The sequence below is a fragment of the Schaalia hyovaginalis genome, assembly GCF_014208035.1.
In the GTDB taxonomy this organism is placed as follows: Bacteria; Actinomycetota; Actinomycetes; order Actinomycetales; family Actinomycetaceae; genus Pauljensenia; species Pauljensenia hyovaginalis.
Genome location: NZ_JACHMK010000001.1, coordinates 1037312 through 1060395, shown reverse-complemented (window position 1 = coordinate 1060395; position 23084 = coordinate 1037312). Strand labels below are relative to the sequence as shown.

The 23084-nt window shown below is 68.1% G+C and carries 16 protein-coding genes and 1 tRNA gene; 10 read left to right on the top strand and 7 right to left on the bottom strand.

Annotation, left to right across the window (positions count from 1 at the left end):
• Positions 1–1313: 1313 nt before the first annotated feature.
• Together lysA and argS are read right to left on the bottom strand one after the other, a co-directional pair.
• The gene (lysA, locus tag HD592_RS04530) at positions 1314–2759 is read right to left on the bottom strand and encodes a diaminopimelate decarboxylase (protein WP_184452254.1); all 1446 of its coding nucleotides are present in this window, start codon (positions 2757–2759) and stop codon (positions 1314–1316) included.
• Positions 2760–2764: 5 nt separating this feature from the next.
• Positions 2765–4444: an arginine--tRNA ligase gene (gene argS / locus HD592_RS04525; protein ID WP_184452252.1), complete on the bottom strand. Its 1680-nt coding sequence runs from the start codon at positions 4442–4444 to the stop codon at positions 2765–2767.
• 355 nt (positions 4445–4799) lie between these two features.
• On the opposite strand from argS, the gene HD592_RS04520 reads away from it, so the two are divergent.
• From HD592_RS04520 to HD592_RS04490, 7 genes are all read left to right on the top strand, one after another.
• Positions 4800–6131 (top strand): ABC transporter substrate-binding protein, encoded by a 1332-nt coding sequence (locus tag HD592_RS04520; RefSeq protein WP_184452250.1) that lies wholly within the window; start codon positions 4800–4802, stop codon positions 6129–6131.
• A 101-nt stretch (positions 6132–6232) separates the two neighbouring features.
• A complete protein-coding gene (locus HD592_RS04515) occupies positions 6233–7078 on the top strand; it encodes a carbohydrate ABC transporter permease (RefSeq protein WP_154478331.1) in 846 nt (281 codons plus the stop codon).
• Entirely contained in the window at positions 7075–7950 is an 876-nt protein-coding gene (locus HD592_RS04510) for a carbohydrate ABC transporter permease (protein ID WP_184452248.1), read from the top strand. The genes HD592_RS04515 and HD592_RS04510 overlap by 4 nt, the downstream gene beginning before the upstream one ends.
• 3 nt (positions 7951–7953) lie before the next feature.
• Complete coding sequence (gene malQ, locus HD592_RS04505) at positions 7954–9456, top strand: 4-alpha-glucanotransferase (RefSeq protein WP_184452246.1); 1503 nt, start codon at positions 7954–7956, stop codon at positions 9454–9456.
• A 25-nt stretch (positions 9457–9481) separates the two neighbouring features.
• On the top strand, positions 9482–10531 hold the full coding sequence (locus tag HD592_RS04500; RefSeq protein ID WP_184452244.1) for a LacI family DNA-binding transcriptional regulator: 1050 nt from the start codon (positions 9482–9484) through the stop codon (positions 10529–10531).
• A gap of 9 nt (positions 10532–10540) precedes the next feature.
• Positions 10541–11224 carry a hypothetical protein gene (locus tag HD592_RS04495; protein WP_184452242.1) on the top strand — a complete coding sequence of 228 codons (684 nt, stop codon included), beginning with the start codon at positions 10541–10543 and terminating at the stop codon, positions 11222–11224.
• A 50-nt stretch (positions 11225–11274) separates the two neighbouring features.
• The gene (locus tag HD592_RS04490) at positions 11275–12534 is read left to right on the top strand and encodes an Nramp family divalent metal transporter (RefSeq protein WP_184452240.1); all 1260 of its coding nucleotides are present in this window, start codon (positions 11275–11277) and stop codon (positions 12532–12534) included.
• A gap of 72 nt (positions 12535–12606) precedes the next feature.
• Here the strand turns inward: HD592_RS04490 and HD592_RS04485 are convergent, their stop codons facing one another.
• A complete protein-coding gene (locus tag HD592_RS04485; RefSeq protein ID WP_184452238.1) occupies positions 12607–13062 on the bottom strand; it encodes a ribose-5-phosphate isomerase in 456 nt (151 codons plus the stop codon).
• A 105-nt stretch (positions 13063–13167) separates the two neighbouring features.
• On the opposite strand from HD592_RS04485, the gene HD592_RS04480 reads away from it, so the two are divergent.
• Both HD592_RS04480 and HD592_RS04475 read left to right on the top strand, forming a co-directional pair.
• Positions 13168–13240 (top strand) — tRNA-Arg (locus HD592_RS04480).
• 148 nt (positions 13241–13388) lie between these two features.
• Positions 13389–14789 (top strand): sodium:proton antiporter, encoded by a 1401-nt coding sequence (locus HD592_RS04475; RefSeq protein WP_184452236.1) that lies wholly within the window; start codon positions 13389–13391, stop codon positions 14787–14789.
• 38 nt (positions 14790–14827) lie between these two features.
• Here HD592_RS04475 and HD592_RS04470 read toward each other — a convergent pair whose 3' ends face one another.
• From HD592_RS04470 to HD592_RS04455, 4 genes are all read right to left on the bottom strand, one after another.
• Positions 14828–15646 (bottom strand): glycerophosphodiester phosphodiesterase family protein, encoded by an 819-nt coding sequence (locus HD592_RS04470; RefSeq protein WP_184452234.1) that lies wholly within the window; start codon positions 15644–15646, stop codon positions 14828–14830.
• The gene (locus HD592_RS04465; protein ID WP_343058732.1) at positions 15643–16506 is read right to left on the bottom strand and encodes a M23 family metallopeptidase; all 864 of its coding nucleotides are present in this window, start codon (positions 16504–16506) and stop codon (positions 15643–15645) included. The genes HD592_RS04470 and HD592_RS04465 overlap by 4 nt, the downstream gene beginning before the upstream one ends.
• 108 nt (positions 16507–16614) lie before the next feature.
• Entirely contained in the window at positions 16615–17709 is a 1095-nt protein-coding gene (locus HD592_RS04460) for a CNNM domain-containing protein (RefSeq protein WP_184452232.1), read from the bottom strand.
• A complete protein-coding gene (locus tag HD592_RS04455) occupies positions 17706–19037 on the bottom strand; it encodes a hemolysin family protein (RefSeq protein ID WP_184452230.1) in 1332 nt (443 codons plus the stop codon). The genes HD592_RS04460 and HD592_RS04455 overlap by 4 nt, the downstream gene beginning before the upstream one ends.
• 307 nt (positions 19038–19344) lie before the next feature.
• On the opposite strand from HD592_RS04455, the gene HD592_RS04450 reads away from it, so the two are divergent.
• Positions 19345–23079, top strand: coding sequence for a multifunctional oxoglutarate decarboxylase/oxoglutarate dehydrogenase thiamine pyrophosphate-binding subunit/dihydrolipoyllysine-residue succinyltransferase subunit (locus HD592_RS04450; protein WP_184454432.1), 3735 nt, complete (start codon positions 19345–19347; stop codon positions 23077–23079).
• Positions 23080–23084: the final 5 nt, after the last annotated feature.

Genomic DNA, 23084 nt, shown 5'->3' with positions numbered 1-23084 from the left:
CCAGCGCTCGTCCCGCAGCGCGCGGCGGCCGAGAAGCATCCACATCGAGACGTTCCAGGCGACGAGGAGCGCATCCGGATTCGACTGCGACGAGATGAGGAGGCCGCCCCCGAATACGAGGATTCCGATGAGGAGGGGCGCGCAGGCCCAGGAGATGATCCCGGTGGAGCGGCGTCCCGCTCGCTCGTCGAGGGCGGAGGCGTCGGCGTGCATCCGCTTGAGCCATCCGAGCGGATCGTTCACCCCGCGCCAGGCCCCGTGGCCCTTGAGAACCGCATGCCAGAGGGGGAGGAGTATGAGGAGGAGGCACGCGATGAGGGGCGCAGCGATCATGACGACGCCCTCATCGATGGTGGACAGCGGGGAGGAGAAGATGAGGACGAGGCCCGCAGCGAACCACAGTCCGACGAGGGTCATGACCCTCGAGGCGAAGTCGGAGCGCGAAGAGAAGAGGAGGAGGGGCTCCTTGCGCTCGGCGATGAGGATGAGCGGGGCCCACAGGGCCGACTGGATCGCCGCGGAGGCGAGGCCGGCGCCGATCCCGCCCTCCCTTCCCTCCATGACGGCGATGCCCGCCGCGCCGAGGAGCAGGGGGGCCGCTTCGAGCGCGAGGAGGCGCGCGCGGGGCATGCGCCTCTGCGAGCTCAGGGAGTGCCAGGTCGCGAGGATCTCGAAGCGCCGCAGGGCCGTTCCCAGGGTCGGCGAGGAGTCGAGGTCGAGTTCGGCGCGGACGGTGAGCATCGTGGCGAAGACGCCGATCCCCGCGGACAGGAATGCGGTGATGGTCTTGCCGCCGCTCGCGAGCACCCAGGCGGACAGGTATGCGAGTGCGGAGACGAGGACGAGGCTGAGGAAGGTCGGGTAGGCCAGCCTGTCGTAGGCCGAGAAGCGCCTCCAGTCGACTCCGCCGTGATCGGTGTCGGCGAGGTCCTTCGCCTCGCGGTCCGCGATGGGCTCCACGAAGCGGTTCGTTATGGTCCCGACTTCTCCGAGGAGGACCGCTGCGGGGAACATGATGGCCGTGAGGATGCCGAGCAGGCCGAAGGCGCGCTCATCCGAATCGAACCATGCCGAGATCGTCGAGAGGATCCTGTGGAGGCGTTCGATCGGGGAGCCCCCCGGGGAGGAGGACGAGAGGGAGTCCGAGGCGAGGGCGAGGGCGAGGATGACGAGCGCGCACACCCCGGTCATGAGGAGGGAGCGGGTGAGCGCGGCGCGCACATCGACCCGGCCGCGTCTTCTCAGTTCCTCGACCCGCGCGGCCGCGCGGATCTCCTCCTCTCGGATCCCCTTGTGCACGACGGGCGCTCCCTTCATCGGCATCCCGGGTCGAGGGCGAGAAGGTCCTCGATCGACTGGGGACGCATGATCCATTCGGCCTCACCGTTCTCCACGGCGAGGACCCCGGGCTTGGTGAGCATGTTGTAGTTCGAGGCCATGGAGTAGCCGTAGGCGCCGGTGACCGGGACGACGAGGAGGTCGCCGGCGGCGGTGTCGGCGGGAAGATCGACGTCCCAGACGATGACGTCTCCGGATTCGCAGTGCTTGCCCACGATCCGCGAGCGGACGGGCGGGGCGTCGGAGACGCGATTCGCGAGGGTCGCCGTGTAGCGGGCGCCATAGAGGGCGGGCCGGATGTTGTCCGACATGCCGCCGTCGACGGCGATGTAGCGACGGCGTCCGTGAAGGGCCTCGGCCGCGTCCTCGCCGAGGGTGGCGTCCTTGACGGCCCCGACCCTGTAGAGGGAGACCATGGCGGGGGCGATCGTCGAGCGTCCCGGCTCCACCGAGACCCGGGGGATCGGCATGCCCAGCTCCTCGCAGGCGCCCCTCACCGCAGCGGCGATCGCGCGGGCCGCCTCGACCGGGGAGGTCGGGACGGGGTCGTCACCGGTGTAGGCGACGCCGACTCCCCCGCCGAGGTCGATCTCGGGCAGGGGGCGGCCGATGCCGGTGCTGATCCTGGCGGCGAGTCCGCAGATGATGCCCGCGGCCTCCTCGAAGGCCGCGGTCCCCTGGATCTGTGAGCCGATGTGGGAGTGCAGGCCGCGCAGCTCGAGGTGGGGGGATGCTTCGACGGCCGCGATCACCTCGTCGAGTTGGCCGTCGAAAGCGCCGACGCCGAATTTCTGGTCCTCGTGGCCGGTCGAGACGTACTCGTTGCCTCCCGCGTGGACGCCGGTCTTGACGCGGACCATCACGCGGGCGGTCGTGCCGAGGGCGGAGGCGATGCGCTCGATCTGGGCGACTTCGGCGAGGGAGTCGATGAAGATCCGCCCGATTCCCGCGCCGTCGCCCGCGGTCAGGGCGAGTTCGATCTCGGAGTTGAGCTTGTTGTTGCCGTGCAGGCCGATTCGGGAGGGTTCGGCGCCCGCGCGCAGGGCCATCGTGAGCTCGCCGAGGGAGGCGGTGTCGACCCCCATCCCCTCGCCGGTCACGGTGCGCACGACGTCGGAGCTGAGGAAGGCCTTGCCCGCGTAGAAGGCGTCCGCCCCGGCCATGCCGTATCCGTCCCAGAACTCCTCGGCCATCGCGGTCGCCCACACGCCCGCCCGCCCGCGCAGGTCGGCGCGGTCGAGGATGAAGGCGGGGGTTGCGAAGTCCCGTGCGAGATCCGGCAGGGCGGCGCCCCCGATCTCGAGGGCGCCGTCCTCGCGCCTGCGCGCGCTCCACGGCCACAGGTCCGGACGCTCATCCGGTTCCGGGCAGAGGAGGTCGCCGAGGGGACGGTGGTCCATCGACTCGGGGGCGCCGCTCATCGCCGTCACATCCTTTCGGGGGCGGCGACGCCGAGCAGTCCGAGGCCGGTCGCGAGGACCTGCGTGACGGCGTCATTGAGCCAGAGGCGGGCGACGTGCCCGGTGTCGACCGGGTCGTCTCCGCGCGGGGTGACGCGGCACTGGCCGTACCAGGTGTGGTAGGCCGCGGCGAGAGACTCGAGGTAGCGGGCGACCCGGTGGGGTTCGCGCAGTTCGGCGGCCTGGGCTACCTGTGCGGGGAACTGGGCGAGGACGCCGAGGAGTTCGGCGTCCGCGGGGGCGTCGAGGGCGGCGGGGTCGAAGCCTGCGTCGCGGGAGACTCCGTGTTCGGCCGCGTTCCTGGCGACGTTGCGGGTGCGCGCGTGGGCGTATTGGACGTAGTAAACCGGGTTCTCGTTCGTGTGGGACGCGAGCAGATCGAGGTCGATGTCGAGGTTGGAGTCCATGGAGACGCGCACGAGGGCGTAGCGGGCCGCGTCGACCCCGACGGCGTCGACGAGGTCGTCGAGGGTGACGATGGTGCCGGCGCGCTTGGACATGCGGACGGGCTTGCCGTCCTTGACGAGGTTGACCATCTGCCCGATGAGGATCTGCATGTTGACGCCGGGCTCGTCGCCGAAGGCTTCGCACATCGCCATCATGCGGCCGATGTAGCCGTGGTGATCGGCGCCGAGCAGGTAGATCGCCGCGTCAGCCCCGCGCTGGCGCTTGTCGAGGTAGTAGGCGACGTCCCCGGCGAAGTAGGCGGCCTGGCCGTCGGATTTGATGAGCACGCGGTCCTTGTCGTCCCCGTAGCTCGTCGTGCGCAGCCACACCGCGCCGTCGCGGTCGAAGACCTCGCCGCGTTCGCGCAGGGTCTCGATGGCGCGCGCGACCGCTCCGGAGTTGTGCAGGGAGTCCTCGTGGAAGAAGACGTCGAATTCGGAGCGGAAGTCGCGCAGGCGCTCCTTGATCTCGCCGAACATGAGCTCGACGCCGCGGGCGCGGAAGGCTTCGACGGCTTCGGCCTCGGGCAGGGTGACCGGGTCCGGCTCGCCGGCGGCCGCGGCATCGGCTCGGACCTGGTCGGCGATGTCGGCGATGTACTGCCCGCCGTAGCCGTCCTCGGGGGCCTCGCGGCCCATGGCCCGGGCGTAGAGGGAGTTCGCGAAGCGGTCGATCTGGGAGCCGTGGTCGTTGAAGTAGTACTCGCGGACGACCGCGGCGCCCGAGGCGCTCATGAGGCGCGCGAGGGAGTCGCCGACGGCGGCCCAGCGGGCGCCGCCGAGGTGGACCGGTCCGGTCGGGTTCGCGGAGACGTATTCGAGGTTGATCGTGGTGCCCGCGAGGCTCTCGTTCGTTCCATAGACGGATCCGCCCTCGACGATCGTCCGGGCGAGTTCGCCCGCGGATGCCGCGCCGAGGCGGATGTTGATGAAGCCGGGGCCGGCGATCTCGACCGCGTCGATCCCCTCGGCCTTCGCGAGGGAGTCGGCGAGGATCTCGGCGAGGGCGCGGGGGGCCGTGCCCGCCTTCTTCGCGAGCTGCATGGCGACGTTGGTCGCCCAGTCGCCGTGTTCGCGGTTGCGGGGGCGTTCGACCTTGACGGTTTCGGGGACCGCGCCGGTTTCGAGGGCGAGGCGCCCCTCCTCGATGGCGGTGAGGATCGCGGCGCGGATGACGAGTGCGAGTTCTTCTGGAGTCACGTTCCCTAGCGTATGGCGTGGCGGGCCCGCGGGGCGAATGCGCGTGCGCGCGCGAGGGCGTTTTCACAGGGGCGTTGCTCCAGGTCAGATCGGAAACGTTACCGGAACGTCACATCGAGCATCCTCCGAACGACAGGAGGCGGCGAGCAGAAATCGCGGAAATTCAAGGATTCTTTGTAATCGAATTGTGATCATGTTCACCCTCAACCCCTTGCGCGGCCGCACCCCGGCCTCCTATAGTCCTCAGTAACGGAAACGTTACCGGTCCACTTCCGGACCGCAGCGCTCCGCAATCGCACCCCCGCTCGAGCGAAGTCGCAAGAGCACACACACTGTCCAAAGGAGGACATCAGCGATGTCGAAGTTCATGAAGGTCGCGGCGGCTTCCGTCGCCGCAGCCGCCGCGCTCACCTCGCTCGCGGCATGCTCGTCGGGCTCGGACAAGGCCGCCGACGACAAGGGCTCCGTCTACTACCTCTCCTTCAAGCCCGAGCAGGACGCCATCTGGCAGGAGGTGGCCAAGGCCTACACCGCTGAGACCGGCGTCGAGGTCAAGGTCGTCACCGCCGCCTCCGGCACCTACGAGCAGACCCTCAAGTCGGAGATCGCCAAGTCCGACGCCCCCACCCTCTTCCAGATCAACGGCCCCATCGGCCTGAAGAACTGGAAGGACTACACCGCCGACCTGACGGACACCGATTTCGCCAAGGCACTCCTCGATCCCTCGATGGCCGTCACCGCGGACGGCAAGGTCTACGGCGTCCCCTACGTCGTCGAGGGCTACGGCATCATCTACAACCAGAAGATCATGGACGCCTACTTCGCCCTCGACGGCGCCAAGGCCAAGTCCATGGACGAGGTCACCAACTTCGAGACCCTCAAGGCCGTCGCCGACGACATGCAGGCGAAGAAGGACCAGCTCGGAATCGACGGCGTCTTCGCCTCGACCTCGCTCAAGCCGGGCGAGGACTGGCGCTGGCAGACCCACCTCGCCGACCTCCCGGTCTACTTCGAGTACCAGGACAACAAGGTCGACGACATGACCGACCTCACCTTCTCCCACAACGAAGAGTTCAAGAACATCTTCGACCTCTACCTGACCGATTCGACGATCGATCCGAAGCTCGCCTCCTCGAAGGCCGTCACCGACTCCATGGCCGAGTTCGCCCTCGGCAAGGCGGCGATGGTTCAGAACGGCAACTGGGCCTACGGCCAGATCGCCGAGGTCGCCGGCAACACCGTCGCGGCCGAGGACGTCAAGATGCTCCCGATCTACACCGGTCGCGAGGGCGAGGACAAGCAGGGCCTCAACATCGGCACCGAGAACTTCTTCTCGATCAACTCCCAGGCCTCCGAAGCCGACCAGAAGGCCTCGATCGACTTCGTCAACTGGCTCATCTCCTCCGAGAAGGGCAAGAAGTTCATGGTCGAGGACCTCGGCTTCATCCCGCCGTTCAACACCTTCACCGAGGCCGAGCAGCCGACCGATCCGCTCGCCAAGGAGGTCATCCGCTACATGTCCGACACCGAGAAGGAAACGGTTCCGTGGGTCTTCACGACCTTCCCGAGCCAGACCTTCAAGGATGACTTCGGCGCCGCCCTCTCCCAGTACGCGGCCGGCCAGATGGACTGGGACAAGGTCGTCGAGCTCTTCAAGACCGAGTGGAAGGCCGAGAAGGGCGCCTGATCGCCCCTTCGAGTCCGACCTGATTCCTTAGGAGGCGGGTGCGCGGGCAATCCCGCCCGCGCACCCGCCTTTCCCGTACCCAGCCCCCAGGAGCAGCGACCATGCTGAAGAGCCTCAAGAGATTCGGGCCAGTCTTCCTCGGCCCCACACTATTCGCATTCACCCTCGCCTTCCTCGCCCCATTCGCGATCGGCCTCTACCTGTCACTGTGCAAGTTCACGACGGTGACGAACGCGTCCTTCGTCGGCATCGCCAACTACATCGACGCCTTCTCCGCATCGCAGGGCTTCGTCCGCGCGCTCATCTTCACCGCCGCCGTGACGATCCTGTCGGTCATCACCGTCAACGTCTTCGCCTTCGCGATCGCCTACGCCCTCACCCGCAAGCTCAAGGGCACCAACTTCTTCCGCACCGTGTTCTTCATGCCGAACCTCATCGGCGGCATCGTGCTCGGCTACACCTGGCAGACGATCATCAACGCGGTCCTCCTCCACTGGCAGACGACCCTCGTCACGAACGCGACCTACGGCTTCATCGGCATCATCATCCTGCTCAACTGGCAGATGGTCGGCTACATGATGATCATCTACATCGCGGGCCTGCAGGCCGTGCCGAAGGACCTCATCGAAGCCGCCGAGATCGACGGCGCCGGCAAGTGGCTGATCCTCAAGAACGTGACCATCCCGATGGTCATGCCCTCGATCACGATCTGCCTCTTCCTCACGCTGAGCAACTCCTTCAAGCTCTACGACCAGAACCTCGCCCTCACCAACGGCCAGCCCCTCGACATGACGGAGATGGCCGCACTCAACATCGTCAACACATTCTTCTCGCGCGTCGGATACGAGGGCGTCGGCCAGGCCAAGGCCGTGGTCTTCTTCCTCATCGTCTCCCTCATCGCATTCATCCAGCTGCGCGCCACCCGAGGCAAGGAGGTCGAGGCATGAGCGCCGTCACCGCATCCGCAATCCCCAACAAGACGCGGAGCAACCCCGTGGGCAAGGCAGTCCTCTACCTCGTCCTCGTCGCCCTCACGCTCGTCTTCATCGGGCCGCTCCTCTTCATCCTCAACAACTCCTTCAAGGGCCGCTTCTTCATCTCCGACGACCCCTTCGCCCTCCCCCTGAGCGAGTACTGGGTCGGCGTGGAGAACTACATCAACGGCCTGAACACGACCAACTTCTTCGCAGCCGCCGGCTGGTCCTTCTTCATCACGATCGGCTCGGTCATCGTCATCGTCTTCTTCTGCGCGATGACCGCCTACTACATCACCCGCGTGAAGACCTGGTGGACGAACGCCCTCTACCTCCTCTTCGTCTTCTCGATGGTCGTCCCCTTCCAGATGGTGATGTTCCCGACCGTCAAGATCGCCGACATGCTCCACCTCGACAACCCGCTCGGCATGATCCTCCTCTACCTCGGCTTCGGCGCCGGCCTGTCGACCTTCATCTTCTCCGGCTTCGTCAAGTCGATCCCGGTCGAGATCGAAGAGGCCTCGATGATCGACGGATGCGGGCCGCTCCAGAACTACTTCCGCATCGTCATGCCGATGCTCAAGCCCGTCATGATCACGGTCGCGATCCTCAACGCGATGTGGGTGTGGAACGACTACCTCCTCCCCTACCTCATCATCGGCCTGTCGACGCCCTACAAGACGATCCCGGTCGTCGTCCAGCAGCTCGTCGGCTCGCACGGCTCGAACGACATGGGCGCCCTCATGGCGATGCTCGTGCTCGCGATCATCCCGATCGTCGCCTTCTACCTCTCGAGCCAGAAGTACATCATCGAGGGCGTCGTCGCCGGCGCGGTGAAGGGCTGAGAGGTGTTCGAGGCACGCCGTTCCGGCATTCTCATGCCGATCTCCTCCCTGCCCGGGCCGTGGGGAATCGGATGCTTCTCGGCAGAGGCCGAGGGCTTCATCGATTCCCTCGCGGCCGCGGGCCAGGAGATCTGGCAGATCCTGCCCCTCGGTCCCACCGGTTACGGGGATTCGCCCTACTCGAGCTTCTCCACCTTCGCCGGCAACCACTACTTCATCGACCCCGAGCGCCTGGTCGAAGCCGGTCTGCTCGTGCCCTCGGAGTTGGAGGGGATGGAGTGGGGCGATGACGTCGAGCGCGTCGACTACGGCGCCCTGTACGCCTCGCGCAACGCGGTCCTGCGCATCGCCTTCTCGAGGGCGCTCGACCTCGGCCTCAACTGCGAATTCCTCGAATTCGAGGAACGCGCGAGCGCCTGGCTCGACGACTTCGCCCTCTTCATGACGGCCAAGGGCCTGAACGATCAGGCCCCGTGGACGACGTGGCCCGAGGGCCTTCGCCACCGCGATCCGCGCGCGCTCGAGGAGCTGCGCAACGATCATCCCGAAGAGATCCGCTACTGGAAGTGGCTCCAGTGGGTCTTCGACTGCCAGTGGCGCTCCCTCCACGCGCGAGCGGCGGCGGCCGGCGTCAAGATCCTCGGCGACATCCCGATCTACGTCGCCGCCGACTCCGCCGACGCATGGGCCCACCCCGAGCTCTTCGACCTCGATGAGGATCTGGCGCCCCGGCGCGTCGCCGGCGTCCCGCCGGACGGATTCTCCGCGACCGGCCAGGTCTGGGGGAACCCGCTGTACGACTGGGAGCGCCACCGCGAACAGGGCTATTCCTGGTGGATCGAGAGGATGCGGCGCCAGCTCGAACTGGTCGACGTCGTGCGCCTCGATCACTTCCGCGGCCTCGAGTCCTACTTCGCCGTTCCGGCGGGCGAGGACACCGCGGCCAACGGGGTCTGGGAGGCGGGTCCCGGCATGGAGCTCTTCTCGGCGCTCACCTCCGCCCTCGGCCCCCTGCCCCTGATCCTCGAGGACCTCGGCTACCTCACCCAAGAGGTCATCGACCTGCGGGAGGCCTCGGGATACCCGGGTATGCAGATCCTCCAATTCGCCTTCGACTCGCGCGAGCCCGCCGACTACCAGCCGCACCGCTTCCCCCGCGATTCGGTCGTCTACACGGGAACCCACGACAACAACACCCTCGTCGGCTGGTACCGCACGCTCTCCCAGGCGGATCGTGAGAAATCGATCGTCTACCTCAACAACGCACGCACGCCGGAATCCGAACGGCCCTGGGACTTCATCACGAGGGCGATGACCTCGGTGGCGAATACCTGCATCGTGCCCATGGCCGACTATCTTTGCCTCGACGGCGACGCCCGGATGAACACCCCCGCCGTCCCCGAGGGCAATTGGCAGTGGAGAATGGCCCCCGGGGCCTTCGACGAAGCGCTCGTCGACAGAATCCGCGCGCTCACCGAGGTGAGCGAACGCGCCGCAGGGAACTGACGAGGAAGACGGAAGGAGACGCGACGTGCCCCCCGAAGTGAAGCGACCGACGATCAAGGACATCGCCAAGGCCGCAGGAGTCGGCGTCGTCACCGTCTCGCGGGCCCTCAACGACAAGCCCGATGTCTCGGAGGCGACCCGCGGGCGGATCCTCGCCCTCGCCGAGGAGATGGGATACCGCCCGAACCGGCATGCGCGCTTCCTCAAGCTCACGCACAACCCCGCCATCGCCGTCATGATGAAGGGCATCGACAACCCCTTCTTCGGCCGGATGCTCGACACGATGGAGACGGCCGTGCGCGAGCGGGACCACCTCCTCACGGTCGTCAAAGTCCCCCACTGGGGGGACGAGGTCGAGGAGGCGATCACCCTGGTCGATGAGGAGATGGTGGCGGGGGTGATCTTCCTCGGGGGGTCCTTCTCGCACGAGGCCCGCGTCTTCGAGCGCATGCGCGTGCCCTTCGTCCTGTCGACGGTGTCGCGCCTCGACAAGGTTCCGGACGGCATGTACTCCTCCGTCTCGGTCGACGACGAGCTCGAGGCGGCGAGGGCCGTGCGCCATCTCATCGACCTCGGCCACCGGCGCATCGCGGTCCTCGGCGTCGACCCCGCGGACGTGTCCGTCGGCGCCCAACGGGTCTCAGGGTACCGCCACGCCCTCGAGGAGGCGGGGATCGCGGTCGACGAGGAGCTCGTCCGCTACGAGGTGCTCGACCAGGAGGACCCCTACACCTTCGAGCACGGGTACCGCCTCGCCCAGCGCCTCCTCGCCGAACGCCCCGATGTCACCGCGGTCTTCGCCATCGCCGATGTTCTCGCGATCGGCGCCCTGCGGGCGATCAGGGAGGCGGGTCGGCGCGTCCCCGAGGATCTTTCGATCATCGGCTTCGACGGCATCACGATCGGCGACTTCGTCGAGCCGCGCCTGACGACCCTCGCCCAGCCGCCCGAGCGGATCGCGCAGCTCACCTGCGACATCCTCTTCGATCAGATGGCCTCCGGCCCCGTCCAGCACGTCTTCGTGCCGGGGATGATCCGCGAGGGCGGATCGACGGCCCCCGCCCCCGCGCTCTAGGAGGAGCCCATGGCCTCGCGCCTCGGACCCGATTCCCCGATCCATGCGACGCTCAGCTGGATCGCAGCGCTGATCCTCGCGAATCTCGTCTGCGTCGCAATCTCCCTCCCGATCCTCACGACGGGCATCGGCCTCCTCCTCACCGCCGTGGTCGCCGTGCGCCTCATCGATTCGGAGTCCACGGCGGTGCTCCCCGCGCTCGTCCGGGTCGCGCGCGGGGCCGGGCTCGCCGCCTCGCTCCTCTTCCTCGCAGAGGCGCTTCTCGCATTGCTGCTCGCCTGGGAGTGGGTCCTCGCCTCCCGCCTCGCCGGCGGCCCCGCGCCCCTCCTGGCACGCGCAGTCGTCGTCTTCGTCGTCTTCGCCCTCGCGATCATGCACGTGTGGGTGTGGCCCCTCATGGCGTATCGCCTCATCGAGAAGGACCGCATCGCGGTGCGCGAGCTCCCGATGCTCGTCCGCGCCTCGATGATCGTCGGCCTGGCGAAGATCCCGCGGACGATTCTCGCCCTCCTCGTGACCGCGGCTCCGATCGTCCTGGCGACCGTCTCCCTCCCCTGGGCCATTCGCGCGGCCTTCTGGTTCGCGGTCTTCGGGATCGCCTTCGCGATGTACGTCTCGGTCCTCGCGGCGCATCCGGTTCTGCGCTCGGCGATCACTCCCGATGAGGATCCGCACCCCGATTCCCGGGAGTAGTCCGCATCCGCTCCTTGGCGCGATCCCGTGCGGGCGACTAATGTTTCGGTGTGCCGAAGTCTTCTGCTCCGCGGTCAGCGCCGCCACCCAAGGACCGACGACTCCTCCCCCTCCTCGGCCCCGCCTTCGTCGCCGCCGTCGCCTACGTCGACCCCGGTAACGTCGCCGCCAACATCACGGCGGGCGCCAGATACGGCTACCTCCTCGTCTGGGTCCTCATCGTCTCCAACATCGCGGCGATGCTCATCCAGTACCTCAGCGCGAAACTCGGGCTCGTCACCGGCGACTCCCTCCCCCGCCTCCTCGGCGAACGCCTCGGACGCCCCGCGCGCCTCGCCTTCTGGATCCAGGCCGAACTCATCGCCGCCGCCACCGACCTCGCCGAGGTCATCGGCGGCGCGCTCGCGCTCCACCTCCTCTTCGGCACCGACCTCCTCCTCGGGGGGATCATCGTCGGCGCCGTCTCCACGCTCCTGCTCACCTGGCAGGGCAGAGGGCGCCAGCGCCGCTTCGAAGGCATCGTCATCACCCTCCTCCTCATCATCACCATCGGCTTCCTCGGCGGCCTCGTCGCCGCCCCGCCCTCGGCGAGCGGAATCGCATCCGGGATCGTTCCGCGCTTCGCCGGGCCCGACTCGGTCCTCGTCGCCGCCTCGATGCTCGGCGCGACCGTGATGCCGCACGCCGTCTACCTGCACTCATCCCTGGTCAACGACCACCACGAGGACCGGCCCCCGCAGGAGGCCCTTCCGCGCCTCCTGCGCGCGACCCGAATCGACATCGGATGGGCGCTCGGACTCGCAGGACTCGTCAACATCGGTCTGCTCCTCCTCGCCGCCTCCGCCCTCGCGGGCGTCGAGGGCACCGACACCATCGAAGGCGCGCACGCCGCGATCTCCTCGGCCCTGGGCCCCGCGGTCGCAACGGTCTTCGCGATCGGGCTGCTCGCCTCCGGACTGGCCTCGACCTCCGTCGGCGCCTACGCCGGCTCCGAGATCATGTCCGGCCTGCTCAAAGTCCGCATCCCCCTGGTCTGGCGCAGGCTCATCACCCTCGCCCCCGCGCTCCTCATCCTCGCGCTCGGCGCCGAACCCACCTGGGCGCTCGTCGTCTCCCAGGTCGCCCTCTCCTTCGGCATCCCCTTCGCGATCATCCCCCTGATGGCGCTCACCCGCGACCGGCGGCTCATGGGGGAATTCGCGGATTCACGGATCATCCGGATCGGCGCCGACCTCGTCGCCGCCCTCATCATCGGGCTCAACCTCCTCCTCATCGGATTGACCCTCGCCCCGGGCTCAGGGGCCCCGTAACCCGAAACACGACGCGCCCGAAACACGACGGGACCTCCCCTTGCGGGGAGGTCCCGTCCGTGGCGCGGCGCCTCAGGCGCGATGCGACTCCTCGTAGGCGCTCATGAGGTCGATGCGGCGCTGATGGCGCTCGTCCTCGGAGAAGGGCGTTTCGAGGAAGGCGTCGATCAGGGCGAGGCACTCCTCGACGGAGTGCTGACGCGCGCCCACCGACACGACATTCGCGTCGTTGTGCTCGCGGGCGAGCCTGGCCGTCGACTCATTCCACACCAGGGCGGCGCGCACGCCCTTCACGCAGTTGGCGGCCATCTGCTCACCGTTGCCCGACCCGCCGATGACGACGCCGAGCGAACCGGGATCGGCGACGACGGCCTCAGCGGCTTCGAAGCAGAACGGCGGGTAGTCGTCGAGGGAGTCGTACTCATGGGCGCCGTGATCGACGACCTCATGACCCGCGTCCCGCAGATGAGCGACCACGCGCTCCTTCAGCTCGAACCCGGCGTGATCGGTTCCAATATGAACTCGCATGAAAACCCTTCCTTGGGTGGATGTGGCGATCAACACTTCCATTATCGCATCACCGGACAGGTGCGACACGGGACCGGGCAGCCCTGCTAGACTGTCCGACTGTTGGCCCCGATAGCTCAGTGGATAGAGCGTTCGCCTCCGGAGCGAAAGGTCGCAGGTTCGAATCCTGTTCGGGGCACTCTGTGACCTCCCGGAATCCCGTTCGGAGAGCTCCCCCTCCCCGCGCCCCTGCGATGCGCCGATCCCGATGGAACGCCCGGACTCGGCCCGCCCCGGAGCGCTAGGGTGAATCCGTCCCTAGCGATCGTTGACGGAACAGGTGTCCCATGACCTTCCCCTGGTGGTCCCTCCTCCCCTTCGTCGCGATGCTCGCCTGCATCGCCCTCCTCCCCATCATCCCCGCGACCTCGCACTGGTGGGAGAAACGGTCCAGCCAGCTCATCATCGCACTCGCACTGGGCATCCCGACCCTCGTCTACATGCGGATCATGGCCGGAACCGGGGCGCTCATCGAAACCGGCGTCGAGTACGTGCAATTCATCGCCCTGCTCCTCGCCCTCTTCGTAATCTCGGGCGGCATCCACCTCGAGGGCGACATCGAAGCCACTCCCCGGAACAACACCGCCTTCCTCGCCGTGGGCGGCGTCCTCGCCTCCTTCGTCGGGACCACGGGCGCGGCCATGCTCCTCATCCGCCCGATCCTCGCCACCAACAAGGAGCGCGTCAACCGAGTCCACACGGTCCTCTTCACGATCTTCGTCGTCGCCAACTGCGGCGGCCTCCTCACCCCCCTCGGCGACCCGCCGCTCTTCCTCGGCTTCCTCCAAGGGGTGCCCTTCACATGGACCCTCGGACTGTGGAAGGAATGGCTCTTCGTCCTCGTCCTGCTGCTCGTCTCCTACTACTCCATCGATTCCATCGCATACGCCGCCGAGCCCTCCACCGCGATCGAACGCGATGAATCCGAAGTCACGCCGCTGCGCCTCGAAGGCGCGGTCAACCTCGTCTTCTTCGCGGCGGTCATCCTCGCGGTCGCCTTCGTCCCCTCGTGGGACGGCAAACTCCTCGCCGAGGGCCACGCGCACGGCGCCCAGCTCGTGCCCTGGAGGGAGATCGTGATGCTCGGCGCGGCCGCCGCCTCCTACGCGCTCGGCGACTCGAGGGTCCGCTTCGAGAAGAACGCCTTCACCTGGGCGCCCATCGCCGAGGTCGCAACGCTCTTCATCGGCATCTTCTCGACGATGGCGCCGGCGCTGCGCTTCCTCGAGCAGGTCGCCCCCTCGCTTCCGCTCAGCAGGATCACCTTCTTCCTCTTCTCCGGATCCCTCTCCTCCGTGCTCGACAACGCGCCCACCTACCTCACCTTCTTCGAAATGGCGAAGTCCCTCGGCGGGCCCGAACCGCTCATCGCCGGCGTGCCCGAGCACTTCCTCGTCCCGATCTCGCTCGGCGCCGTCCTGTGCGGCGCCATCACCTACATCGGGAACGGCCCGAACTTCATGGTGAAATCGGTCGCCGAATCCGATGGGGTCCCCATGCCCTCCTTCGGCGCCTACGTCGTCAAGGCCTTCGAGCACCTGGTGCCGATCCTGGCGGCCATGACCCTGATCTTCGTAGCGGAGACGCCCGTTCCCCGCATTCTCGGAGTCGTCATCGCACTCGCGATCCTCGCGCTCGCGGGAGTCCGGATCGCGCGCGCAAAGCGGTCGACCCGCCGCGGGGCCTGAACCTGAGGCGGAGAGGCCGCCGGCCCGGGTCGGTCGCGTCAGTCGCGGGCGCCCTGGCCCTTCGGGGCACCCGGAGGGGCGGGCCGGTCCCACAGTCCGCGTTCGGAGAGGAAGTCGCGCACGAAACGGGGGCGGTTCGTCACGATGCCGTCGACGCCGAGGCCGATGAGGCTCATGATCTCCTCGGGCTCGTCGACCGTCCACACATGGACCGCGAGCCCCAGGGAATGCGCGGCGGCGACGAAACGGCGATCGACCACGGTGATCGGACCGAAAGACTGCGGGACCTGGGCGGCGACGACACCGAGGTGGGGGCCGGGCACGCGCCAGCGCGCGGGATGCGAAGCCGTCTTCGCGGCCCCGACGAGGCGCACGACCGCACTCATCCCCAAGGAGGTGGCGACGCGGGCCCGGGTCGCCTCGCGCATCCGCCGGACCCGTGATTCATCGAAGGAAGTGACGAGCACGCGATCGAGGGCCCGATTCTCGGAGAGCACCTCGAGCAGCGGCCCCTCGACGCCCTTCGCCTTCGCATCGATGTTGAAGTACATCGCCGGGAAGGCCGTCAAGGCCTCGGCGAGCAGGGGCATCTGATGGCCCTGGGCGTCGCGCAGGCGCGAGATCTCCCGGTAGGTCATGTCCGAGATCCTCGCCTGCACGCCGAAGCAGCGCTCGAGGGTCGGATCGTGACTCACCACGACGAGCCCGTCGGCCGTGAGGTGCACATCGGTCTCGATGTGCCGGATCCCCAGTGAATACGCGTAGGAGAAGGCTTCGAGCGTATTCTCCGTGGCCTTCTCATCGCCGCCCCTGTGGGCGAGGATGATCGGTCCGACACGCGAAGCGACGGGGATCATGAACAAGCCTCTTGGTTGATGTCGATCGCCCCGTTGGCGGCGAGCCACGCATCCGGATCGACCGGATCATCGGAGGCGTTGTGGATCTCCAGGTGCAGGTGAGGTCCCGTGGACCTGCCGTTCGAACCGACCGCGCCGATCACCTGGCCCGCCTCGACGTTCTGGCCCTTCGTGACGACGATCTGGTTCGCGTACTGATGCAGGTAGAGGGAGTAGAAGACCGTGCCGTCCGGGAACTCGTGACGGATCTTGACAATGTCACCGCCGTAGGGGTCGAAATAGACATCGGCGACCACTCCGGAGTACACCGCGTGCAGCGGGGTCCCCAGGGGGGCGGCCATGTCGGTCCCCGTGTGGAAAGTCAACGAGCCGTTCACGGGATGGATGCGCGGCCCGAAGGGCGAAGTCGACTGGAAGCGCCCGACCTCGATCGGCATGTAGACGGTCCGCCTCTCCACCGCGACGGAGCGCTCGCCGTTCGCCGAGGTCTCGACGGGGATGCACTGGGTGACGGTGAGCGGCGCGCGGAAGCGCGCCCGGGACACGGCCGTCGCCGAACCCGCGAGCGAGCTCGACATGACCGTGCGCGTCCCCTGCATCCAGGTGGTGCCGACCGCCGTCCCCATCGCGCGCGACGGCAGGGAGATCGACGCGTCCGAACCGACGAATCCCGACAGGGGGACGACGACGGTCATCGCGAGCAGCGACGTGAGCACGCCCGCTTTGGCGACGGCGAAGACGGACGACCCCTTCGGGCTCCGGGAGGACTGCCGCGCGGAAGCGCTCGAAAGCCGACTCGCCTCACGTTCGCGGATCTCGCGGCGCGAGGGCAAAGGGCACGGGTCAACGGCCTCTGACACGCCTTGTTCCTCCAGATCGACGTCGACGGCCGCGCTCGGCCCGGACTCCCAACAAAATACCCCGGATCGCCCCGGGCGCGCCAGGCCTCCGCGGATTCGGAAGAATGATCACAGGCGGGCGCCGTCGGAGAAGGGGCCCGCCTCGGCCTCGCGCTCCCAGGCGGATTCCTCGCGCTGAAGCGAATCGCGGACCTCGCCGACGAGTTCTTCGAGGACGTCTTCGAGGAAGAGCACGCCGATCACCTCCCCCGCGTCGTCGGTGACGAGGGCGAGGTGGGCGCCCGTCGCCTGCATGTGGCGCAGCGCGTCCTCCACTTCATCCGCGGCGCGGACGGCGCCCATCTTCCGGATCCGCCACGGCGTCACCGGCTGGTCGCGTTCATCGGCGTCGGCGTAGAGGACGTCCTTGAGGTGCAGGTAGCCCCGGATGCCCCCCTGCTCGTCCGCGACGGGGAATCGCGAGAATCCCGTGACGGCGACCTCCCTCTCCACCTTCGCGGGGGTGATCGACGAGGGCAGGACGACGAGGTCCGACAGCGGGACCATCGCCGAAGCGGCGGTCTCCTCGGAGAACTCCAGAGTTCCCGAGAGCAGCCCGAGGTCATCGCTCAGCGTCCCCTCCGCCGCGGACAGTTCGACGATCGAGGCGACCTCCTCGGCCGTGAAGGTCGCGGCGATCTCAGCCTTGGGCTCGACCCCGCGCCACCGCAGGATCGCATTCGCCACATGGTCCATCGCGTGGATGATCGGGCCGACGAGGCGGCCGATCGCGACGAGGGGCGGGGCGAGGAGGAGCAGGAGGCGGGCGGGGGCGGCCAGGGAGATGTTCTTCGGGACCATCTCGCCGAAGACGACGTGGAGGAAGAGGACGATCACCAGGGCGATCGCGAATCCGAAGACGTGGCTCGTCGCCGAGGACACGCCGAGGCGCTCCAGGGGGCCCTCGAAGAGACGGGCGATCGCGGGTTCTGCGACCACGCCGAGCGTCGTCGAGGCGACGGTCACGCCCAACTGGCAGATGGCGAGCATCAGGGACACGTGCTCGAGGGCGTACATGGCGTGGGCGGATCCTCGCGCGCCCTCGGCGCGCAGGGGCTCGATCTGGGAGCGCCGCGACGAGGTCGTCGCGAATTCCCCGGCCACGAAGAAGGCGTTGAGCGCGAGGAGGAGAAAGGTGATCGTCAGTCCCCAGCCGATGCTCACAGTTCGACCTCCTCGTCTCGGACCCCGATCGGCGGTGTGACCGCGATCTGCGTGATCCTCCGCCCCTGCATGGCGATGACCTCCAGGGCCGCGCCTTGCGCGGCGAAGGCGTCGCCGACCTGGGCGACGCGCCCGAGGCCGGACATGATGAGGCCCGCGATCGTGTCGTAGGCCGGGTCCTCGGGCAGGGCGATGCCGGTGCGTTCGAAGAGCTCATCGGGGCGCAGGGTGCCCGGGATGAGGATCGCCCCGTCCGGACGGGTCCGGATGCCGAGCCTGCGCCCGTCGTGCTCGTCCGACACCTCGCCGACGATCTCCTCGACGACGTCCTCGAGCGTGACCACCCCCGAGACCCCTCCGTATTCGTCCACGACGATCGCCATCTGGAGCCCCTCCTCGCGCAGCTGGACGAGGAGCGGGCCGATCGGCGCGGTCTCGGGGACCGAGGGCGCCTCGGCCATGAGGGAGGCCGAGACGACCGGGACCTCGGAGCGCTTCTCGTAGGGGACGCCGATCGCGCGGCGCAGGGAGACGAGGCCGAGCACGTCATCGGAGTCCTCGCCGATGATCGGGAATCGGGAGTGCCCGGTCTCGTGCGACAGGGCGACCACGTCCTGGGCGGAGGCCCGCGAGTCGAGGAAGTGGACGCGCCCGCGGTCGGTCATGACGTCGACCGCGGTCAGGCCCGAGATGCGCATCGAGTTCGTGAGGAGCGAAGCCGTCGAGGTGTCGAGCGTCCCCTCTTCAGCGCTGTGGCGCACCATGGCGGCGAGTTCGGAGGCCGAGCGCGCCGAGGAGAGCTCCTCCTGCGGTTCGATGCCGACGAGCTTGAGGACCGCGTTCGCCGATCCGTTGAGCACCACGATGATCGGCTTCACGAGCGTCGTGAAGGCGGCCTGGAAGGGGACGACCAATCCCGCGGTCCTCAGGGGATGCGCGAGGGCGAGGTTCTTCGGGACGAGCTCGCCGAAGAGCATGGAGAAGGCGTTGATGAAGACGGCGGCGATGATCACCGCCGCGCCCGCGGCGATCGCCTCGGCGAGCCCGACCGCGCCGAGGGCCGCGTAGAGCAGGTCCGAGATCGTCGATTGAGTCGTGTAGCCCAGGAGGATCGTCGTCAAGGTGATCCCCACCTGGGCCCCCGACAGCTGGGTGGAGAGCGTGCGCGTCGCCTTGAGGACCGATTCCGCGGACTTGTCGCCCGCACTCGCGCGCTTCTCGACGACCGCCTGGTCGAGGGCGACGAGCGAGAACTCGGCGGAGACGAAGATGAAGGTGCCCGCGGTGAGGACGACGCCGAGGAGGAGCATCAGGACGTCAACGATCATCGCGACCTTAGGGCGTGCGCGAATCGGGCGGGCGGGGAGGAGGGCAATCGGCCCGTACTGTCAGAGTCCATCGTGGTGGCAGTCTACAAGGAAGGGGCTCCCGAGTCCCGGCCGGGGGCATTGCCCTCGCTCACGCGGGTGCGGGCCGACCGCGCGGGGACCTTCGCCAATGAAGGGTTTTCACTCGGGAAAGAATCCCTCCTGAGCTCATCGAATCTCGACCAAGTCGGGCCTAAAGGCCTAGAAGGGTTCTACACTTGGCCCGATGGTTCGATGACGAGCAAGGGAGGCGGCCCGCGTGGCACCCATGGACTCTCAACCCGAGGCGGAGAACTGGTACGTCGCTTCAATGCGCGAACTCTTCCTCCGCGATCCGAACGCCCTCGATGATTCCTGGCGGCGCTACTTCGAGACCGAGGACGCGCCGCTCCAACTGCGGAGCCGACGCCCCCCAGTTCCGCCCGCCCCCTCGAGCGCGCAGGTCGCCGCCGACGCCGCCCTCCCCGCCGACGATCCCGAACGGGCCCCCCTCGACGTCCCCAACACCGAATCCGTGACCCGCTCCGATCTGCCGCCCGCCCCGCCCTCGGCGATCGCCGAAGCCACTTCCCCCTACACGCGCCAGCTCCACGGGCGCCCCGCCACCGCCCGGCAGGCCGAAACGACGACCGAGGACGGGGCCCTGGCGCTCAAGGGCGTCGCCCGCGCCACCGCGAAGAACATGGACGACTCGCTCTCCATGCCGACCGCCACCTCCCAGCGCCAAGTCCCGGCGAAGCTCCTCATCGAGAACCGCACCCTCATCAACGCCCACCTCGCGCGCACCACCGGCGGCAAGATCTCCTTCACCCACCTCATCGCCTACGCGATCATCGAGGCCCTGTGCGAGATGCCGGACCTCAACGTCCGTTACGAACTCGACGGGGGCAAGCCCCTCATCCGCCGTTTCGCCCACGTCGGCATCGGCATCGCGATCGACGTGACGAACAAGAAGGGCGAGCGCACGCTCATGGTGCCCGTCATCCGCGAAGCCGACACCCTCACCTTCTGGGAGTTCGTCGACGCCTACCAGGACCTCGTCGCCAGGGCCCGCAAGGGCGAGCTCGGCGCGGCGGACTTCCAGGGCGCGACCGTGTCGCTCACCAATCCCGGCACCCTCGGCACGACCACCTCCGTGCCGCGCCTCATGCGCGGACAGGGCCTCATCATCGGCGTCGGCGCCACCGACTACCCTGCCGAATACCGCGGCGTCTCCCCCAGGAAGCTCGCAGCGCTGGGCATCTCGAAGACGATGTATATGTCCTCGACCTACGACCACCGCATCATCCAGGGCGCGGCATCGGGGCAGTTCCTCGCCCTCGTCGACAAGAAGCTCTCCGGACTCGACGGCTTCTACGAGCGGGTCTTCACCTCCCTGCACGTCCCGCACTACCCCTACACCTGGGAGCAGGACCACGAATACGATCCCGAGCGCGAGAAGGGCAAGCCCGCCCGCATCGCCGAGATCATCCACGCCTACCGCTCGCGCGGGCACCTCGCCGCCGACACCGACCCCCTCGCCTACCGGGTGCGCCGCCACCCCGACCTCGACATCACCCGCTACGGATTGGGCGTGTGGGACCTCGAGCGCTCCTTCCCCACCGGCGGCTTCGGCGGCGAGGACCACATGGTGCTGCGCGACATCCTCGCCCGCCTGCGCGACACCTACACGCGCTCCGTCGGCATCGAGTACATGCACATCCAGGACCCCGAGCAGCGCACCTGGGTCCAGCAGCGCATCGAGGGCCCCTACGAGGCGCCGACCGCACAGGAGCAGCGCCACATCCTCGACACCCTCATCCGCGCCGAAGCCTTCGAGGAGTTCCTCCAGACGAAGTTCGTAGGCCAGAAGCGCTTCTCCCTCGAAGGCGGCGAGTCCCTCATCCCCCTGCTCGACGCGATCCTCGCGACTTCCGCGAGGAGGGGCATCCACGAAGTCGCGATCGGCATGGCGCACCGCGGCCGCCTCAACGTCCTGGCCAACATCGCGGGCAAGTCGCTCGCCCAGATCTTCTCCGAATTCGAGGGCACCGAGGACCGCTCGACCGTCCAGGGCTCCGGCGACGTCAAGTACCACCTCGGCACCTGGGGGGTCTACTCGCTCGACGACGGCGTCGCCACGAAGGTCTACATGGCCGCGAACCCCTCGCACCTGGAGGCCGCCGACGGCGTCCTCGAGGGCATCGTGAAGGCCAAGCAGGACCAGCTCGGCGACGACGACCTCCCCATCATCCCCGTCCTCATCCACGGGGACGCGGCCTTCATCGGGCAGGGCGTCGTCCAGGAGACCCTCAACATGTCCCAGCTCACCGGCTACAAGACCGGCGGCACGATCCACGTCATCGTCAACAATCAGATCGGCTTCACGACCGGCCCCACCGCCGGCCGGTCCACCCGCTACCCGACCGACCTGGCGAAGGGCCTGCAGGTGCCGATCCTCCACGTCAACGCCAACGATCCCGAAGAGGTCGTGCGCGTCGCCCGCCTCGCCTGGGAGTACCGGCAGACCTTCCACAAGGACGTCATCATCGACCTCGTGTGCTACCGCCGACGCGGGCACAACGAGGGCGACGACCCCTCGATGACCCAGCCCGTCATGTACGGGCTCATCAACCGGATCCCCTCGACCCGCGCGGTCTACATCTCCAACCTCGTCGGCCGCGGCCGCCTCACCGAGGACGACGCCCGCGACCTCACGACCGAGTACGAGAACGAACTGTCGCGCATCCTCGGCGAAACCCGCGAGAACGGCGGATGGCGCCCCGCCCCCGCCGCCGACGGCGCCTCCCCCGATTGGGTCATGCCCGAATCGCAGCTGCCCGGCCAGGGCATGATGATCGGCTGGACCTCGGCCACCTCCCTGGAGGAGATCCGCCGCATCGGCGACGCCCACGTCAACTTCCCCGAAGGATTCACCCCCCACCCGAAGATGGCGCAGCTGTGCGAGCGCCGCCGCGACATGGCCTACGGGAAGCGCCCCATCGACTGGGGCTTCGGGGAGCTCCTCGCCTTCGGCACCCTGCTCATGGAGGGCACGCCCGTCAGGCTCTCCGGCGAGGACGCGCGCCGCGCGACCTTCGTCCAGCGCCACGCGGTGCTCCACGACCACCTCGACGGGCGCGAATTCACCCCCCTGCAGTTCCTCACGCCCGCCCAGGCGAACTTCGACGTCCTCGACTCGCCCCTGTCCGAGTACGCCGTCCTCGCCTTCGACTACGGCTACTCCGTGCAGCGCCCCGAAGCGCTCACCCTCTGGGAGGCGCAGTTCGGCGACTTCGCGAACGGCGCCCAGACGGTCATCGACGAGTTCGTCTGCTCCGCCGAGCAGAAGTGGGGACAGCGCTCCTCGCTCGTGATGCTCCTCCCCCACGGCTACGAGGGCCAGGGGCCCGACCACTCCTCCGCCAGGATCGAGCGCTACCTCCAGCTGGCCGCCGAAGACAACATGCGGATCATCCAGCCGTCAACCCCGGCGAACCACTTCCACATGCTCCGCATCCAGGCCTACTCCCGCCCGCGCAAGCCCCTGATCGCGATCACGCCCAAGCAGCTGCTCCGTCTCGGAGCGGCGACCTCCTCGGTCGAGGACTTCACGCACGGGACCTTCCTCCCAGTCATCGGCGAGACCGACCCCTCGATCGACCCCGCGGCGGTCACGCGCGTCCTCATGTGCACGGGCCGCGTCTACTATGACCTCGTAAGAGAGCGCGAGGCCCGCCAGGATCGCCGTACGGCGATCATCCGGCTCGAACAGCTCTACCCCCTGGCCAACGACGAGGTCCTCGCGGCCCTCGCCCCCTACGGATCGGCCGAACTCGTGTGGGTTCAGGACGAGCCGAAGAACCAGGGGGCATGGCCCTTCCTCGCGCTCAACATGTTCATGGAGTGGTCGGAGCCGGTCCGCCTCGTCTCGAGGCCGGAATCCGCGACGACCGCGGCCGGACGCGCATCGCTTCACAAGGAGCAGAACGCCGAGTTGCTGCGGCGCGCCTTCGACCGCTGATCCGA